The 18,142-nt window shown below is 65.5% G+C and carries 13 protein-coding genes; 7 read left to right on the plus strand and 6 right to left on the minus strand.

What is annotated here, in order from left to right; translation table 11 throughout:
• The first annotated feature begins 26 nt into the window (after positions 1 to 26).
• The 3 genes from pcaQ to WJ12_RS26375 all read left to right on the plus strand — a co-directional run bounded on the left by pcaQ (position 27) and on the right by WJ12_RS26375 (position 1,869).
• Positions 27 to 1,013: a pca operon transcription factor PcaQ gene (pcaQ, locus tag WJ12_RS26365; RefSeq protein ID WP_059556434.1), complete on the plus strand. Its 987-nt coding sequence runs from the start codon at positions 27 to 29 to the stop codon at positions 1,011 to 1,013.
• 127 nt (positions 1,014 to 1,140) lie between these two features.
• Positions 1,141 to 1,500, plus strand: coding sequence for a type II toxin-antitoxin system RelE/ParE family toxin (locus WJ12_RS26370; RefSeq protein WP_049033345.1), 360 nt, complete (start codon positions 1,141 to 1,143; stop codon positions 1,498 to 1,500).
• A 72-nt stretch (positions 1,501 to 1,572) separates the two neighbouring features.
• On the plus strand, positions 1,573 to 1,869 hold the full coding sequence (locus WJ12_RS26375) for an XRE family transcriptional regulator (protein WP_059556435.1): 297 nt from the start codon (positions 1,573 to 1,575) through the stop codon (positions 1,867 to 1,869).
• 92 nt (positions 1,870 to 1,961) lie between these two features.
• Here WJ12_RS26375 and WJ12_RS26380 read toward each other — a convergent pair whose 3' ends face one another.
• From WJ12_RS26380 to WJ12_RS26390, 3 genes are all read right to left on the minus strand, one after another.
• Positions 1,962 to 3,236 (minus strand): APC family permease, encoded by a 1,275-nt coding sequence (locus WJ12_RS26380; RefSeq protein WP_034191580.1) that lies wholly within the window; start codon positions 3,234 to 3,236, stop codon positions 1,962 to 1,964.
• A gap of 141 nt (positions 3,237 to 3,377) precedes the next feature.
• Positions 3,378 to 7,844 (minus strand): DEAD/DEAH box helicase, encoded by a 4,467-nt coding sequence (locus WJ12_RS26385; protein ID WP_059556436.1) that lies wholly within the window; start codon positions 7,842 to 7,844, stop codon positions 3,378 to 3,380.
• A gap of 190 nt (positions 7,845 to 8,034) precedes the next feature.
• Complete coding sequence (locus tag WJ12_RS26390; protein ID WP_034191578.1) at positions 8,035 to 8,559, minus strand: metal-dependent hydrolase; 525 nt, start codon at positions 8,557 to 8,559, stop codon at positions 8,035 to 8,037.
• Between the two features lie 410 nt (positions 8,560 to 8,969).
• Between WJ12_RS26390 and ggt the strand changes: the two genes are divergently transcribed.
• Complete coding sequence (gene ggt / locus WJ12_RS26395; protein WP_034191577.1) at positions 8,970 to 10,691, plus strand: gamma-glutamyltransferase; 1,722 nt, start codon at positions 8,970 to 8,972, stop codon at positions 10,689 to 10,691.
• A 256-nt stretch (positions 10,692 to 10,947) separates the two neighbouring features.
• Here the strand turns inward: ggt and WJ12_RS26400 are convergent, their stop codons facing one another.
• Both WJ12_RS26400 and WJ12_RS26405 read right to left on the minus strand, forming a co-directional pair.
• Positions 10,948 to 13,371 (minus strand): right-handed parallel beta-helix repeat-containing protein, encoded by a 2,424-nt coding sequence (locus WJ12_RS26400; protein WP_059556437.1) that lies wholly within the window; start codon positions 13,369 to 13,371, stop codon positions 10,948 to 10,950.
• A gap of 478 nt (positions 13,372 to 13,849) precedes the next feature.
• Complete coding sequence (locus tag WJ12_RS26405; RefSeq protein WP_059556438.1) at positions 13,850 to 14,773, minus strand: alpha/beta fold hydrolase; 924 nt, start codon at positions 14,771 to 14,773, stop codon at positions 13,850 to 13,852.
• Positions 14,774 to 15,125: 352 nt separating this feature from the next.
• Here WJ12_RS26405 and WJ12_RS26410 point away from each other — a divergent pair, with 352 nt between their 5' ends.
• Entirely contained in the window at positions 15,126 to 15,575 is a 450-nt protein-coding gene (locus tag WJ12_RS26410) for a winged helix-turn-helix transcriptional regulator (RefSeq protein ID WP_059556439.1), read from the plus strand.
• A gap of 213 nt (positions 15,576 to 15,788) precedes the next feature.
• On the opposite strand, the gene WJ12_RS26415 is transcribed toward WJ12_RS26410, so the two are convergent.
• Positions 15,789 to 17,105, minus strand: a complete 1,317-nt coding sequence (locus tag WJ12_RS26415) for a TolC family protein (RefSeq protein WP_404824206.1) — start codon at positions 17,103 to 17,105, stop codon at positions 15,789 to 15,791.
• Between the two features lie 380 nt (positions 17,106 to 17,485).
• Here WJ12_RS26415 and WJ12_RS36110 point away from each other — a divergent pair, with 380 nt between their 5' ends.
• Positions 17,486 to 17,659, plus strand: coding sequence for a hypothetical protein (locus tag WJ12_RS36110; RefSeq protein ID WP_006495012.1), 174 nt, complete (start codon positions 17,486 to 17,488; stop codon positions 17,657 to 17,659).
• A 225-nt stretch (positions 17,660 to 17,884) separates the two neighbouring features.
• Positions 17,885 to 18,070 carry a hypothetical protein gene (locus WJ12_RS26420; RefSeq protein ID WP_027791386.1) on the plus strand — a complete coding sequence of 62 codons (186 nt, stop codon included), beginning with the start codon at positions 17,885 to 17,887 and terminating at the stop codon, positions 18,068 to 18,070.
• Positions 18,071 to 18,142 lie beyond the last annotated feature (72 nt).

Here is an 18,142-nt window from a genome sequence, read left to right on the forward strand (position 1 = left end):
CATCGTCATCTGCATAACCGCCCGTTATGAATAATCGTATCGCCGACGGCCGCGTCAAGTTCCGGCACCTGCAGTGTTTTCTCGCGGTCGCGCAGTTGGGCGGCGTGCAGAAGGCCGCCGAAAGCCTGTCGATCACGCAGCCGGCCGTGTCGAAGACGATCGCCGAACTGGAGGCGATCCTCGGCGTGAAGCTGTTCGAACGCGGCCGGCAGGGTGCACAGCCGACCCGCGAAGCGCGGTTGTTCATGCCGCACGCGAACGCCTGCGTGCTGGCATTGCGGCAAGGCGTCGGGCTGCTCGCGCGCGAGGGCGGGGCCGCCGCGGCGACGCTCGAAATCGGCATGCTGCCGACCGTCGCGGCCTCGCTCGCGCCCGCGCTGATGAAGGCGCTGGCCGCACGCTGGCCGCGCGTCGTCGTGCGGATCGCGACGGCCGCGAACGCCGATCTGCTCGAGCGCCTGAAATCCGGCGCGATCGAGTGCGCGATCGGGCGCCTGTCGGAGCCGGAGCGGATGATCGGGCTCGCGTTCGAGCAGTTGTACAACGAGCCGCTCGTCGCGGTGGTGCGGGCCGGGCATCCGCTGCTCGCGAGCGCGGCGCCCGCTGCCGAACTCGCACGCTATCCGGTCGTGCTGCCGCCGTTCGGCACGCTGATCCGGCAGTCGGCCGAGCAACTGCTCGGCGCATGCGGCGCACCGCCGCTGGATTCGTTCATCGAGGTGCTGTCGGTATCGGTCGCCCGCGCGCTGGCGCTCGAGAACGACGCAGTCTGGTTCGTGCCGCTCTATGCAGCCGAATACGACCTGTCGGCCGGTGCGCTGGCGCGCCTGCCGCTGCCGTCCGCGGGCACCGACGAGCCGGTCGGGCTCGTGCTGCGTACCGATGCGCAGCCGTCGCCGGTTGCGCGAACGCTGATCGACGCGGTGCGCGACATCGCGCGGTCGCGGTTCGGCGAGGCGGGCGCGCACCGCGCGCCACGTCCCGCGCGCAAACCGGCCCGCCGCGACGGTTGATCCGTCGGGCTGCACGGGCCGTGCGATGCGATCCGTTTTCCCGCGGCCGGATCGGCCATTCGGCCAGTAGCGAACCACATGGTGCTTGGCATATCGTACCTTTTTTGGTACGATCGGCGACAAGACGATGGCGAGACAGCAGATCCAGGTCACGCTCGGCGTGCGGTTCTTCCGCACGGCCCGTGGCAACGAGCCGGTGCGCGAATGGCTCAACGCGCTCGGGCAAGCGGAGCGAAGGGCGATCGGCGAGGAGATCAAGACCGTGCAGCTCGGCTGGCCGCTCGGCATGCCGCTGGTCCGGAAGATGGCGAAGGATCTGTGGGAGATCCGGGTGATGCTGCCGGGGCGGAGTGTCCGCGTGCTGTTCACGGTCTCCGGCGGCACGATGGTCCTGTTGCACGGCTTCTTCAAGCAGTCGCGGGCCACGCCGCCGGACGATCTCGCCGTCACCGTCGCGCGCCTGAAAGCGCTGGCGCACGCCACCTGAATTCCCCGGTTGCGCCGGAATGCCTCGCCCCGACGGTCGGGCAGCCGGCAACGCCCTGCACTGGAGTACGACATGACGACCACGAACAACCCGTATATCGGCAGCGATTTCGACGCCTTCCTCGAGGCGGAAGGCAATCTCGAGGCGGCCACCGCGACCGCGATCAAGCGCGTGATCGCGTGGCAGATCGGCGAGGAAATGAAGGCGCAGCACATCACGAAAACCGCGATGGCGGCGCGGATGAAAACCAGTCGCGCCGCGCTCAACCGGCTGCTCGACGAATCCGACACGAGCCTCACGCTGGCGACGCTCGCGAGCGCGGCCGCCGCACTCGGCAAGCGGCTCAGTTTCACGCTGGTGCCGGCCTGACCGGCGTGAAGTCGTCGCGCCCGGCGTTCGGGACGGCGCCCGTCACAGGCGGCTGGCCACAAGCGGGCACGCGTCGGCCCGCTTGCCCCGGGTCATTTGCGTGACGCGGTCACCTGCAGATAAAGCAGCGCAGCGCCCGCGAGCAGCAGCGGGCACAGGAAATACCATCCGGTCGTGAGGAACAACCCGGCGACCGCGACCAGCGAAACCCACGCGCAGCGGTACGCGATCCCGCCGCGCGGCAACAACTTCAACGCGGCCGCGGCGCCAAGCCCGTACACCATCACGAAACATCCGGACGTGACGAGCACGAGCGGCTTGGGGCCGACGTCCGAGAGCGTCGTCGCGGCCAGCGCGACGGCTGCAAGCAAGGCGATCACGCCGAGGCTGCGGCGCGGCACGCCGCCGACCTGGCTGCCCTGCGCGAGCCAAGCGGGCAATGCGCCGTCGCGTCCGAGCGCCGCGCCGAGCTTGGCCGCGCCCGCGAAATACGCGTTCATCGTGCCGAGCGTGAGCAGCAGCGCGGCGGCCGCCGCCAGCACCTGCGCGTGGCCGCCGATACCGCCCGCGATCAGCTCGGCGAGCGGCGCCCCTGATGCGCCGGCCGACGGCCCGAGCACCATCACGCTCGCGGCGGCGACCGACAGGTACAGGAACCCGACGACCACGACCGCGATACCGGCCGAGCGCGGCATGTCGTGCGCGGGCCGGCGGAATTCGGCCGCGAGATGCGTGATCGCTTCCCAGCCTGCGAAGCTCCATACCAGCAGCGCGGCGGCCTGGCCGACCGCGAGCCAGCCGTGCGGGGCGAACGGCTGCAGGTTCGCGGAGCGCGCATGCGGCGCGGACGCCAGCACCGCGGCGAGCAGCAGCGTGACGAGCAGCGCCGACAGCACGAGTTGCATGCGGCCCGATACGGTGACGCCGAAGGCGTTCGCGGCCGACACGGTCGCGATCAGCGCCGCGGCCGTGACGATGATCGTCGTGTGCCCGCCGCCCGTGACGGCCGCGACGTAGGCGCCGCCGAACATCGCGGCGGCCGGTGCGCCGGCCGGCACCGCGAAATAGAAGCACCAGCCGACGATGGCCGCGGCTTTCGGGCCGAATGCGCGCCGTGCGTAGGTCGAGACACCGCCGGAATCGGGATAACGTGCGCCGAGCGCGGCGAAGGTGGCCGCAAGCGGCCCCGACAGCACGACGAGTGCGGCCCATGCAAGCAGTGAGGCCGGGCCCGCGACCTCCGCGGCAAGCGCGGGCAGCGCGATCACGCCCGTGCCGAGCACGGCGCCGATATACAGCGCGGCGCCCTGGAAAATGGTCAATGAGCCCGCGTGACGAGCGGCGGGCGAATCGGCATGCGACGACATGAGCGGCAGTCTCCGGAAGGCTTGTTGTGTGCGGGTGATCGCGCGCAAAGCCCGCGCGGTCAGTCGCTCGATGCTACCGGAACGATCGCGGCAATGCGGCGCGGCGATCAGTAGTCCGTGTGACGTGCGTGTCAGCCGATGTCAGCAGTGGCGCGCGAGCCGCAGGCGCGCGTCCTCGCGCGCGCCGGGCGACAGGTCGGGCGCATAGTGGAACGTGCCCGACACGAGCGACGCGATGGGCACGCCGTCGCGGAACAGCACGCGATTGCCGGCCAGCGCCGGCACCTTGTCGCCGGGCAGCAGCGTGCCGGCGAGGTTCAGCGGGTCGGCGCCCGTCACGCACACGTATTGCCCGTCGCCCGGTTGCCGCCTGAGTTCGCGCAGGATCGGGATGGCATCGGGCAGCGCGAACTGCTCGCCGGCGAGTCCGGCCACGAAACGTCCGCCGCGAATCTCGCCGCGCGCTTCGAGCCGTTGCAGCACGCGCACGAGTTCGCGCCAGCTCGGCAGCCAGTCGGCCTCGCGTTCGAGCAGCCGCCAGAACACGACGCCGTAACGGCGCAGCAGCGTCCAGACGATGTGTTCGAGTGCGTCGGGATCGGTCGTGGCCGGCCCGCGTTTCGGCGTGGGGCCGTCGACCGGCGGCGCGTGACGCTGCACGAGTGCCCAGCGGCCCGCGTCGTCCATCCCGCCGATCAGCGCGCCGCCGCGTCGCGTGCGCGGTGCATAGGTCGCGCCGCGCTTCACGGCCGGTTTCAGCAACGCGCGCAGGCCGGCGTAGCTGTCCGCGTTCACGAGGCCGGCCGACACGAGTTCGCCGAGCGCCTGCTCGAGCTCGACGGGCAGCATGTGCAGGTCGTCGAGCAAGGCATCGAAGAACATCGCGCCGTGCGCGGCGAGTGCCTCGCGTACCTGCGTGGCGCGTGCCGACAGCGCCGGTTGCGCATCGGGATCGCGCAGCGCCTGCCAGGCGGAAAGATGGCGGCGCGGCAGCAGCACGATCGGCGTCGTTTTCACGGGCGTGCCGGCCGCCCGTGCGGGTGCGCCGATGCGTGTCCAGACCAGCTTGCCCGAGCGGCACAGCTCGTCGAGGCCGCCGGCCATGTAGTCGGTCAGCCGCGCGGGCAGCAGCGCGTCTTCCCACGCGCTCGCCGCGGCCTCGTAGCCTTCGAGCTGTTCGACCACGGCCGCGAGTGCGTCGCGGCCCGTGCCGCGCGTGTCGGGTGTCAGGTGCTGCCAGTGGAACAGGAAGCGCATGAAATCGGCGCGTTCGACCGGTTCGATCTCGCGGCGCAGCCGCTTTACCGTATAGCGATGAATGCGCGCAAGCAGATGACGTTCGCACCATTCGTCGGTCGTCGCGCCGGGCGTGAAGCGGCCGCGCATCACGTAGCCTTCGCGCTCCAGCGCAGCGAGTGCCGTCGCGATCGCCGAAGCCGGCAGGCCGAGCGGTGCGGCGATCGCGTCGAGCGCGAGCGGCCCGAAGCCCGTGAGCCGTGCACGGGTCACGTCGACGAGGGCCGCATCCGCGTCCCATGGCTGTGCGCAGGCGGCCGGTACCTTGAGCGCCGGCGTCGGGCGCGCATCGGGATGCAGCGCGCGCACGCACACGAGCCGCTCGACCGGTACCCACAGCACGGCGCCGCCCGGCGTAACGAGCTTCGTCGCGCGGCGGCGTTCGGCGAGCGCCGCGAGCAGGTCGGGCCAGCCTGCGTGTGCGTGCGCTTCGCCGTCGGTGATGCACGCGAGCGTGAGCAGCGCATCGTGCATTTCATCGACGTCGCGCACGAGCGGCCAGGCTTCGTCGCGCACCGCGTCGATCGCGTCGGCGTCGAGCGCGCCGAGATCGTCGGCCGATTCGGGGTCGCTCCAGCGGCGCGACTGCACGGCCTGCGTGCGGCGCTCCTCGAGCGGCGCGTCGTCGAGGAACGCGTAGGGCTTCGCGTTCAGGATTTCGGCCGCGAGCGGCGACGGCGCGGGCAGGTCGCGCGCGACGAGCTCGATCGCGCCGCTTTCGATCCGGCGCAGCAGCGCGAGCCAGCCGTCGGTGTCCATTGCATCGTGCAGGCAGTCGTCGAGTGTCTGGTCGACGAGCGGGTGGTGCGGAATCTCGCGTTCGCCGACGATGTTCTCGAGGCACGCGACCTGATCGGGGAACACGGTCGCGAGCAAGTCCTCGCTCTTCATCCGCTGCAGTTGCGGCGCGGTGCGCCGGCCGCCGGTGAAGCGCGGGAGCGCAAGCGCGGTCGTCGCATTCCAGCGCCAGCGCACGCCGAACATCGGCGCGTCGAGCAGCGCCTGGACCAGCACGTGCTCGGCGCTGGCCGAACGCAGGTAGCGCCACACGTCGTCGAGCGCGAAGCTGTGCGCGAGCGACAGCGACAGGATGATCGCGTCGTCGGTCGCGGCGGCCTGCAGCTCGAAGTTGAAGCTGCGGCAGAAGCGCTTGCGCAGCGCGAGCCCCCAGGCGCGATTGATGCGGCTGCCGAACGGCGAGTGGATCACGAGCTGCGTGCCGCCCGATTCGTCGAAGAAACGCTCCATCACGAGCGTGTCCTGCGTGGGCAGCGCACCGAGCGCGGCGCGGGCACGGGCGAGGTAGTCGACGATCTGGCGCGCGGCGTCCGGCGACAGGCCGAGCGCGTCGACGAGCCAGCGCAAGGCGGGCGCGAGGCGGCTTTCGGCGGAGGAGAGCGCGGTGCCCGCTTCGGCTGTCGCATCGGGTTTCGCGTCGCTCGCGGCCTGGCCGGCCGCACGCTTGCGCCCACCGGCGCGGGCGCCTTTGCCGGCCAGCCGGTCGCCGTCGGCGAACAGCCCGTCGAGCCGCGCGCGCAGCCGGCCGACCGCCGCCGACAGTTCGTCGCTGCGCCCCGGTGCCTCGCCGAGCCAGAACGGAATGTTCGGCGACTGGCCTTGGGCGTCCTCGACGCGCACGCGGCCCGTTTCCACGCGAATGATCCGGTACGACTGGTTGCCGAGCTGGAACACGTCGCCGGCCAGGCTTTCGATCGCGAAATCCTCGTTGACGGTGCCGACCTGGATGCCCTGCGGTTCGAGCAGGACCGCGTAGTCGGCCATGTCGGGGATCGTGCCGCCCGACGTGGTCGCGGTCATCATCGCATTGCGGCGCCCGCGCACGGTGCCGCCGACCACGTCGCGATGCAGGTACGCGCCGCGCACGCCGCGACGGCTCGTGAAGCCTTCGGCGAGCATCTTCATCACTTCGTCGAAGCGCTCGCGTGTCAGCCTTGCGTACGGCGCGGCACGCGTGAAGCTCGCGTACAGCGCGTCTTCCTGCCACTCCGCACACGCGACTTCGGCCACGATCTGCTGCGCGAGCACGTCGAGCGGCGCTTCGGGAATCCGCAACGCGTCGAGTTCGCCGCGTTGCACGCAGTCGAGCAGTGCCGCGCATTCGACGAGCTCGTCGCGCGACAGCGGGAAGAGGCGCCCCTTCGGCACGCCGCCGACGTGGTGCCCCGAACGGCCGACGCGCTGCAGGAACGGCGCGATGCCGCGCGGCGAGCCGACCTGGCAGACGAGATCGACGTCGCCGATGTCGATGCCGAGTTCAAGCGACGCGGTCGCGACGAGCAGCTTCAGTTCGCCGCGCTTCAGGCGTTGCTCGGCATCGAAGCGGTGTTCCTTGGCCAGGCTGCCGTGATGCGCGGCGATCGCATCCTTGCCGAGCCGGTCGGCGAGATGGCGCGCCATGCGCTCGGCGGTGCGCCGCGTGTTGACGAACACGAGCGTCGTGCGATGCGCGGCGGCGAGCCCGGCGATGCGGTCGTACACCTGTTCCCACACGTCGGTGGCCATCACCGGTTCGAGCGGCACGTTCGGCAGTTCGAGCGCGAGGTCGCGCTCGCGCGTGTGGCCGGTGTCGACGATCGTACAGTCGCGCGGCGCATCGGCCGGGCCGCCGACCAGGAAGCGCGCGACCGCGTCGATCGGCTTTTGCGTCGCCGACAGCCCGATGCGCGGCAGCGCGCGGCCGGCCAGCGCGTCGAGGCGTTCGAGCGACAGCGCGAGATGGCTGCCGCGCTTGGACGACGCGAGCGCATGGATCTCGTCGACGATCACCGAGCGCACGTTCGACAGCATTTGCCGCCCGGAGGTGGACGACAGCAGCACGTACAGCGATTCGGGCGTGGTGACGAGGATGTGCGGCGCGCGCTTGCGCAGTGCGGCACGCTCGGCCTGCGTGGTGTCGCCGGTACGCACCGCGGTGCGGATCGCCGGCACCGGCAGGCCGAGTTGCGCGAGCGATTCGGCGATGCCGGCGAGCGGCGCGTCGAGGTTCACGTGGATGTCGTTCGACAGCGCCTTCAGCGGCGACACGTAGACGACCAGCGTGGCATCGGGCAGCGTGCCGTCGTGCGCCAGCGCATCGCGCACCAGATCGTCGAGCGCGCACAGGAACGCGGTGAGCGTCTTGCCGGAGCCGGTCGGCGCGGCGACGAGCGTCGACCGGCCGGCTTTGATGTGGGGCCACGCGAGCGCCTGCGCGCCGGTCGGCGCGGCAAACGTGCGGCGGAACCACGCGGCCACGGCCGGGTGGAACACGTCGAGCGCACGGGCGGCAGGGCGGGTAGCGGTGACGTCCATCGGAGCGTTGAAATGGGGTGCGAGTGCGCGGGCGAACCGCGCATGAATCGAATCGTCAGTGTGCCAGACGTCGCGGGTGCGTGCCGGGCAGGCCTATCGACGATTCATCTTCAGATGGGGGCTCGCGGCGCGCTTTCAACGAACCGAAAGTTGCGTGCCATTCTTCGCGTCGAATGGCGACGGATTGCAACTAAACGCGATGCAGCCAGCCGAGCCAGTGTTCGAGCAGCGGCGCGCGCGACCACAGCGATTGCGCGAGCCACAGCGTGCCGCCCCAGGCGGCGGCCACGACGATCAGGTCGCAATGCCCGCTGTTCCACAGGTTGAGCGAGTGACGCCGCCAGATCCACGGCACGCCGAGCGGGTTCGGCCAGTCGGCGAGCAGGTGCATCACGCCGCCGCAGGCGAAGCCGAACAGCGGTGCGGCCCACAGCGGATGCGGATGATGAGTCAGCCCGTGCCATCCGAGCGCAAGCAGCGCGACCCAGCCGATGCCCCAGTGCGTGACGGTGCGATGCGTGATCCACAGGCGGCGCTTGCGGGTCCACCAGGCGACTTCGAGCCAGTCGGGTGCGGTGCCGCCGGCGACGCCCGCGACGAACGCGGCGAGCATGCCGGTGTGCCAGGGGCCGGTGGCGCCGGTTTGCGCGACGAGGACGGCGGCGGCGACGCCGGCCGCGAAGCCGGACGCATGATGTGCGTTGTGTGATGCCATAGGGAGCGAGACAAGCAAACGTGAAGCGGCACGTGAACGAAACAGCGATGTCGTGCGAAAGCGGGGCGCTATCTTCTCAGATCGACCCGCGCTGCGGGAGGGGCGTTTGCAGATTTTTTTGCGTGTGCCGCGTGGCAGGCGGCGAGGTTCGCAACTTTTCGGTTTTGCGCGCTGCGTGACGGCGTGCATCGGGCGCGCAACGCATGCCGTTTCGACCGATTCGTTTGGCCGTCGCGGCGCTGCAATGTGACCGCGCGCACACGATCGGCGTGCCGTCGTTGCATGCCGCGTGTTCGACCCTTATTGTCCCCCTATACTACGAAGCCGGCCGATCGCCGCCGGCGCGCCGGCGGTCATCGACGGATCAGGTGCCTTTCCTGCCTGAAGGAGATCCACATGGGGGACATGCAATGACTACGCTGAATCGCTTCAAATCATCCGCTGCCGTGCTTGCGACGATGGCCGGCATCGGGTTTATGCCGAACGCGCCCGCCTATGCGAAAGGGCCGCAGCCGGCGGTCCTGACGAGTTCGGCCGTTGCGGTGGCCGACAAGTACAGCGCGGATGCCGCGGAGCGGATCTTCAAGGAAGGCGGCAACGCGATCGATGCGGCGGTTGCGATCGCCTTCACGCTCGCCGTCACGTATCCGGAAGCCGGCAACATCGGCGGTGGCGGCTTCATGACGATCTACAAGGACGGCAAGCCGTACTTCATCGACTACCGCGAGCGCGCGCCGCTCGCCGCGACGAAGGACATGTACCTCGACAAGGACGGCAACGTCGTCAAGGGCATGAGCCTGTACGGTCCGCGCGCGGTCGGCGTGCCGGGCACGGTCGCCGGCATGTGGGAAGCGCAGAAGCGCTTCGGCAAGCTGAAGTGGAAGCAGGTGCTCGCGCCGGCGATCCACTATGCGCGCGACGGTTTCGTCGTCGACGAGCAACTCGCGCAGCGCGGCGTCGATGCATCGAAGGAATTCGGCGGCAAGACCAACTTCGACAAATACTTCTCCGGGCTGAAGGCCGGCGCGAACTTCAAGCAACCCGACCTCGCCGACGTGCTCACGCGCATCGCGAACGACGGCGCGGAAGGTTTTTACAAGGGCAAGACGGCCGAACTGATCGCCGCGTCGATGAAGACCGGCGACGGCAACGGGCTGATCACCACCGAGGATCTCGCGCAGTATCGTGCGGTGTGGCGCCAGCCGGTGCAGGCGAAGTGGAACGGCTACGACGTGATCACCGCGCCGCCGCCGAGCTCGGGCGGCATCGGCCTTGTGCAGTTGCTGAAGATGAAGGCCGACCTCAAGCAGGACTTCGAGGGCGTGAAGCTCAATTCGCCGCAGTACATCCACCTCGTCGCGGAAATCGAGAAACGCGTGTTCGCGGACCGTGCGCAGTATCTCGGCGATCCCGACTTCTACAAGGTGCCGATCGCGCAGTTGACCGACGACGCCTACATCGCGAAGCGGGCGGCCGAGGTCAACCCGAAGGAGCCGTCGGACACGAAGAGCGTGCAGCCGGGCCTCGGCACGACGATGCCGGAGAAGGCCGAAACGACGCACTTCTCGGTCGTCGACAAGTGGGGCAACGCGGTGTCGAACACGTACACGATCAACGGATACTTCGGCTCGGGCGTGATCGCCGACGGCACGGGCATCGTGCTGAACGACGAGATGGACGACTTCTCCGCGAAGCCGGGTGTCGCGAACATGTTCGGCGTGGTCGGCAGCGACGCGAACGCGATCGAACCGAAGAAGCGCCCGCTGTCGTCGATGTCGCCGACGATCATGACGAAGGACGGCAAGGTGTCGCTCGTGATCGGCACGCCGGGCGGCTCTCGCATCTTCACGTCGATCTTCCAGGTGATCAACAACATCTATGACTTCAAGATGCCGTTGAAGGAAGCGGTCGGCGCGATGCGCTTCCATCACCAGCTGCTGCCGCCGAACACGATCTTCTGGGAGCCGTACCACCCGATCGAAGGCGAGCTCGCGAAGCAGATCGAGGCGCGCGGCTACACGCTGAAGGGGCAGGATTTCAGCGGCGACATCCAGGTCATCAAGATCGACGGCAAGACGCCGGAAGCGATGGCCGATCCGCGCGGGCGCGGTGTGACGCGGGTTATTCGCTGACGGGAGCCTGTTGCGTGATCGCCGCGGCGGTCGCGCGAACGGCGCTTGACGTCGGGCAAGAGTCCGGCGCGGATAAGACGGTGAGCCCGATCCCCACCGAGCAGACTACGCCGAGTGGGGTCGGGCGATTTTGCGTTGCCGTCGCACTGCTGCTGTTCTGCCGGAACGGAACTTGCGTCGATCCAGACCCAAGGTGGGAGCGCGGTGTGTCGTATCCGGTCTGTACCCCCGCGTCAATCCCGCAGTCGCGTACGTGCTATTGCCCCAGTCTCGGAATCATCGTGACAGTGGGGGCGACGGTATAGGCCACCGTCATTGCGTCGCCTGACTTGAGATCGATCATTCCGTTCGTCAAGCCGCTCGCATAGGCGGCTTGCCCGTTTCGGGAGACATTGATTGACAAGACGGTGCCTCCGGCGATCGACATGCTGACCGCGCTCAGGTTGTTGTTCGTGAACGTCCACGGCGAAGCGCCGACTGTCGGAAAAACGAGATCCATCTGCACATAGGGAGCGGCAAACCCGTTTTGGGCGAAATTGTCTTCATTCCACGATATGTTGTTCCACGAAGCAGCATAAATAAAGTTGCCGACTGCTCGGGGATAATTGACCGGTTGAGCCAGATAATTTCCTCTCAATTTGAGGGATGCCCCTGCCGAGAGTGTTGCGATCGTGATAAGACAGCCAAATGCGTTGCAGCAACCGATGTTTTCTCCAATGTTGCTATTAATGTCCGTAGAATGCGAGCACGAACCATCGAAATAAATACCGTCCTTCGCGATACCGGATAGTTGATTATTCGAAACGATACACTCGCTAGTGGCAGACAGGAAGATTCCGGCGGATGTGCTCAATGAACCTGTTCCGGTGAATGTAATGGATGCGCCGTTTGCAATTCCGCTGCCGGTGAAATTGTTGGACAGCGTGACGGTCGGGCCATTTCCGTTACCGGAGACCGACGCCACGTAAGTGCCGACCGGGATATTCGTTCCGGATACGCCTTGTCCCACCGCACAGCCGCGTGCCGACGGATACGGTGTAAACGTCAGCGTATTGGTCCCTGCCGCCGCTGCGGCCGAGGTCGTGATCGTTTGAGATGTCGTGCAGACCATCGGCGTAAAGACGATGGATGCACCGCTCGCGACGGTGCCGGTCGTCGCCTTGCTGAGCGTCACCGAGGTCGCCGTCACACCAGTCACGAAGGTGCCGGCCGCGATGTTGGTCCCGCTGACGCTTTGTCCGATCGACACGCCTGTCGTTTCGTTGCCGGGCGACCCGAAACCGTAGTTGTCGTTATAGGTGACGCCGGTTGTCGAGGCGAATGTCAACGACGTAGCGGCACTCGCAGTGGAAGCGGTTGTCACGATCGTCGCACCGAACAGTCCGACACCGGAAAAGACCACGATTCCGCCACTCGGTACAGTTGCATTCTGGCTCAGCGTGACTGTCGATACACCTGCCGATACGACCGTGCCTATCGCTATGCTCGTCGATCCATTGAAATACCACGCCGTCATGCCGACCGCGACACCCGGGGTATTGGCGAAGTTCAGCGTCGTCGATGCCGAGGTCGCACTGATCGTCGTCAACGTGAATCCGTTCTTGTTGTTCGGATCCCAGCCATTGACTATCGCGTTCTGTGAAATGTTGACCTGAATGTGGGTGCCGCCGGATGCCCCTAAAAAGATCGGGTATCCCGCCGAATTCTTGATCGTGTTGTTGATGATTGAAATGTTGGAGTTGTTGGATCCATTGGCTGTGGTTAAATGCAACGCCCCGTAAGAATTTGGGGCGTTCGGAAGGTTGGGGCGGGCGACGATATCGGATGATATGCCGCACGTATCCAGGATGTTGTCGGTTACTTTTATATTGTCGTTGCCGTACGTTTGATAGCCGGATTCCGAGGCAATATAAATTCCCGCGCACTGGGAGTTATAAATATGGTTTCCGGAGACCGTCAGGTCTTGAGCGCCAACAATGGCAATGCCGCGTGCATATTTGGTCTGATCGACACGATTGTTTGCAATGATGATGCGGCGGGGGCGGGCACGATCGCTTTGATATCCGACAATAGCAAACGCGTCATCGCCACCATTGATCACTTCGTTGTTTACGATCGTAATGTCCGAACTTGCTCCGGTAACATGGAAGCCGTCGTGCCAGACATTGAGCACCGTATTTCCGAATACTTTCCCGTTCACACAGGCACGCATCATGATAGCCTGACTCGCGGCATTGTTGATCTGGCATCCGGATATCTCGAACTGGCTGCACGCTTCCAAATTGATTGGCCCGGCGTTTTCGTTGGCATAGTATCCGGTCGCGTTTTTCGAGAAAAACCGCAAATTCTGGATTTTTAAATTGCTGATGTTTTTCCAGTATATTGATGCATTTTGGCCTTGCGATGTAGTGCACTGGAGAACTGAATTCCAGCCGGCCCCGATAATCGATGCGGTTGCAGTCAGTGTATTGCTGTATAGATAGACGCCGGGAGGGAAATAAAGAGGCGTCCCGGCATTGAATGCTACTTGGAGCGCTGCTGTATCGTCAGTCACGCCGTCGCCCATGACGCCGAAGCGTCTTACACTCGTCGGAAGGTCGACCAACTCCTGTAAAAGCGTGCGCGGAATCAGTCCGGTTGCCGTGCCTACGATATAGGTTGCCGGGATTTCTGTTGTCATTGGAATACTCCTTGTTATCGCAATTAATCAACGGGAATTAAAATGAGATTTTTTAATGATCGGCGACCATTCCGATTGAATTCACCGTTTGAGCGGTACGGGAAAAATTGACCCTTGCAATGGAGTTCGCCGATTCATTTTCGAGATTTCAAGATCGATACTCCGTTCATTTGATTAAATGAAAGGATGCGAGCAGGATTCATGATACGTCTTGAGTCCGAGGTGGGCGTGATTTCTTTGAGAACGGTGCGGAAGACAACAGATTATATTTCTGGGCGGAGCGGACGATTATATTTGCGGCGACTACTGGTCGCCTTAAACGTACGCCAGCATGACAATGGATGTCCGCTGTAATGGTACGTCGTCGACAGGCACCGAAAATTGCCCGGCGCGATTGGTGTCCGCACCAGAATCCAATCCGGTGAATGGTCGCCGGAAGGAAACGCGTTGCGAAGCTTGCTCCGGCGATGACCGGCGTTCAAGCGGTGGCCCGGATGAAGCCGGCGATCCGCTTGGCGATGGCGTCGGGCGCATCCTCGAAGCAGTAGTGCCCGACGCCCGCCAGCCGCTCGACGGGCGCGGACGGAAACAACGCGGTGAAAAGCGGCAGGAAGTGTTCCGCGCCGAGCGTCCGGTCGGCATCTCCCCAGAGCGCGAGCGCGGGTTTGCCGCGTATCGCGCGCAGTGCCGCCGCATCGGGCTCCTCGAACCGGTGCGCGCCGGCGGCAAAGCCGCGAGCCCAGCCGATCGCGCCGAGACAGTCGGCCGGTTGCGCGAACGGCGCTCCGTACGCGGCGATCCACGTGTCGGTGATGACCGCGTGGTTCTCGAACCCGTTCAGCTTCAGCGTGCTCAGGATGTTGAAGCCGAGCTGACCGAGCACCGTTTCGAGCGTATCGTCGGCCGCCGCGCGCATGATCCACTGGAACCACGGCGCCTCGCGAGCATTCGCATTCAGGCGCTCGACGAGATCGGGCTGGCCGAACGGCGTTGGTCCGTTCGCCGACACGATGCGCCGGATCCGGTCCGGATGACGTGCGGCGAGCCCCATGCCGACCGGGCCGCCGAAATCGTGCATCACGAGCGTGATGCGCTCGAGGCCGCGCGCGAGCACGAAGCGCTCGAGGTTGTCGATGTGGTCCTGCAGCCAGTAGCTGCGGTCCCGCGGCGTCGCGCTTTTGCCGAATCCCATGTGATCGGGCACGACGACGCGGTACGTCGGACGCAGCGTTGTCACCAGATGGCGGAACAGGTAACCCCACGTAGGTTCGCCATGCAGGCACAGGACGGTTTCGCCGTCGCGCGGTCCTTCGTCCACGTAGTGCATCCGGAAGCCGGATGCATCGTCGAAATGCGGGGCGAAGGGAAAGGTGCCGTCGAACGTGGCATCGGACCGGATCATCGAACGCTCCTTCGGTAGTCGAGTAGTTTGGTTTCAATATGAAACCGAATGGAAGCGTAGGACATGAGGTTTCAAGTTGCAACCAGAAGCGCGATCCGGTCGACTGCCGCCGGGTGTCGTCGTTGATGCGTGGCGAAGCGTCGGAAAGCGATGATGGCGTGATTGACGAGTCAATCGGCTTGAATCTCAGGCCGATCGGAGTCGAAACCTCCGCGCCGTTCGCCGATCGCGAACAGTCGGGTTCGCCCCATTGATCTTTGGGTAGACGGGTTTTATATTGCAACCATTCATTTCAATGGAAAACGACTGCCGCTCAGCCTGCCCACAGGGAACGGCGTAACCGCACGCACCGATGAACCGACGAACCACGCACGAAGATTCCCTTTGCGGCGTTGCCCGCCCGCTCGATGCGATCGGCGACGGGTGGTCGCTGCTGATCGTGCGTGACGCGTTCGACGGGCTGAGCCGTTTCGGCGAATTCCAGAAAAACCTCGGCCTCGCGAAGAACATCCTGGCGGCTCGCCTGCGCAACCTGGTCTCGCACGGGATCATGGACATCGTGCCGGCCGCCGACGGCGGCGCGCATCACGAGTACGTGCTGACCGAGAAGGGGCGCGGGCTGTTTCCGCTGCTGGTCGCATTGCGGCAGTGGGGTGAGGATTTCTGCTTCGAACCGGACGAGGCGCACGTGCTGCTCGTCGACCGGAAAACCGGACTGCCGATCAGGAAGCTGGAGCTTCGTTCGCAGGACGGGCGCGTGCTCGGGCCGGAAGACACGGTCGTGCTGCCGCCGCCCGGCTGACATGCGGGATCGCCTTCCGGCTGCATGCTGGCCGCTTGAAGCGGCTTCTCGCAGGCCTCGGCGAAGCGCTTCGTCGCTCTGCGGTAGCGGCCGCGCCGCGCCGGTTTTTCCAGTCGGGGGCCGCCGCGGCATTCGCAGCGGACTCGCCGGCGAGGCACACGCAACACCAGCGGGTTTCGAACCGCGGCAGACCGCGCATGCATCGAACCGCCGTCAGCTCCGGTCGTTCGCCGCGTTGCTTTCGAGAAAGCTGTCCACCGCGATCAGCGACTGCTCGTCGAGCGTGCCGAGCACGCTTTTCAGCTTCAGTTGCAGCTTCAGCGCATCGAGGTAACTGTCGAACAGCTTCTGCCGGATACCCGAGATGTCCCGCCGCAGGTTCAGCGTTTCGTACGTCGTGCTGTAACCGACCTGATGCGCTTTCATCGACGAATCGTACGCGAGCCGCGCGGCCTGCAGCGACTGCTGCAGCGCGCGGATGCGCTTGCCGACCGATTCGAGCGCGGACAGCGCCTCGCGATGATCGGTGCCCAGTTGCTCCTCGACCTCGCGCAGCCGGTTGCGGTATTGCTCGGTCACGTGCTCGGCTTCCACCTGCCGGTAGTACACGCTGCCGCCGGAGAAGATCGGAATCGTCACCTGCACGCCGAACGCGCTCTGATGGAAGTCGGACCGATCGGTGAGCCCGCGCAGGTTCGGGTTGAGCCCGCGCGAATACGACGCGAACAGGTCGACGGTCGGCAAGTGCTCGGCGCCGACGCGCTTGGCGGCGAGCCGCGCGACCTGTACGTCGCGATACGCCTGACGGTACGCGGGGTTGTCCTGCGGCGCGTAGTCGCCGGACGGAATGCGCGGCGACGACCCGCGCATCGCGAGCCGGGGCCAGCGCGTGAAGTCGATCGTCGAGCCGAGCAGTGTCTCGTAGCGTGCGCGCCGCGCGTCGACGTCGGTCTGCGCGAGCGCTTCGTCGGATTGGGCGAGGCTGCGGCGCGCCTCGATTTCGGCGGTGTCGCCGATCGTCTTCATCCCGAGTTGCGCCATGCGCCGCGTGTCGCTTTCGAGCCGTGCCAGCGCGCTGACCTCGTCGTCGGCCGACTGCAGTTTCTCGCGCGCGCTCAGCAGGTCGAAGCACGCGTTCGCGACGCGCAGGATCAGGTCCTGCCTCGCGACCGCGAGTTTCTGCTTCGCCGATTCCTCGTACTCGGTCGCGCGCCGCATGTCGTACAGGTAGGGCACGTTGAACAGGGCCTGCGTGATCTGGGCGGAACCGTATGCGGCATTGCTCGAGCCGCTGACGTCGATGCCGAACAGGTTCGCATGCGTACCGTAGCGCCCCCATTCGAGTTGCGCGGCGGCTTGCGGCAGCATCTGCGCGCGCGCTTCGGGGAATTTCTGGCGGGCCGCGTCGTATTCGCTGCGCGCCTGCAGATAGCGCGGATCGTGCACGGATGCGTACTGGTAGGCGGTGTCGAGGCAGAACGCGTGCGCGTTCGTGGTCGTACCGATAACCGTTACAGCGATCAGTGTCATGGTTGCAAGTCGGGGATTCCACCTAGTTGGAAATCTTGATAAGGAAATACCCGCATTCCGCGTTGCCGATCCGCCATTCGCGCGCCTCGTTTCAAACATGGCCGTCTCCGCCTCCTGCCCGTGCCGCAACGCATTGCGGCGGGATTTAAACGTTTTGAAATTGGAATTCAAAAAACATGAATGTCGCTTGCCCCTCATACATCGGAAATTGCGACTGTAAGAGTGTGTCCTCCATTGAATTCCGATGCGACCGCATGATAGCCTGATTTCGGCTGGTAATCGCGGTGATTATTAGATTAACAAGTCGCTAGGGATTAAAAGCCGTTTGTCTTTCAATGAAGGTTCTTTGCATCATCTTTATTTTTTACGAGGAGAGAATGATGAAGGTCATGACGACGGAACAGGTCAGGAATGTGCATGGCGGCGGGGCGATCAGCTCGCTGGGCAGCCTCGCCGTTGACGCCGCGCCGGTGGTGACCGCGCTCGGCCAGTTCCTGCCGAGCCTCGGCAATTACCTGCAGAACCCGAAGACGTTCAACAACACCGGCAAGTAACCGCCGTGCGCGGGGAGGCGCCCCCCGCGCGAGATGCCGCGAAACAGAAGGAAAAGAATCGATCGCCGCAGTGGCAATTAAGCGACTCCGGAATGCATTATTTCGGAATCGGGCGATTATCAGGAGGCGGGAGTGCCGGATTATATCCGTAATAAAGTAAACGGCCATTGAGTTTTCGATTGGCTGACGGCTGCAGGCATTCCGACAATATAAAGGCCACAACAAATGCGAGACATCACGGAAGAACAGGCCCGCCAGATTCGTGGCGGCGCGTCGCTTTACTCCAATTCGGCTGCCTATACGGTCGATCTCGTCAACCAGTCGATCGGGACCACGCTGCAGGGCCTGATGACCCAGTACCAGACCCGCGCCGTCGAACAGTTCCGGATGTCGCTAGGCTCGTCGCGCTGAGCGGCCGGTAACACCGGTCTTCCGCCGCGGCCGGCAGTGCGCCGGCTGCGCCCATGCGTATCGCGCACGACC

This window comes from Burkholderia seminalis (assembly GCF_001718535.1).
Taxonomy (GTDB): domain Bacteria; phylum Pseudomonadota; class Gammaproteobacteria; order Burkholderiales; family Burkholderiaceae; genus Burkholderia; species Burkholderia seminalis.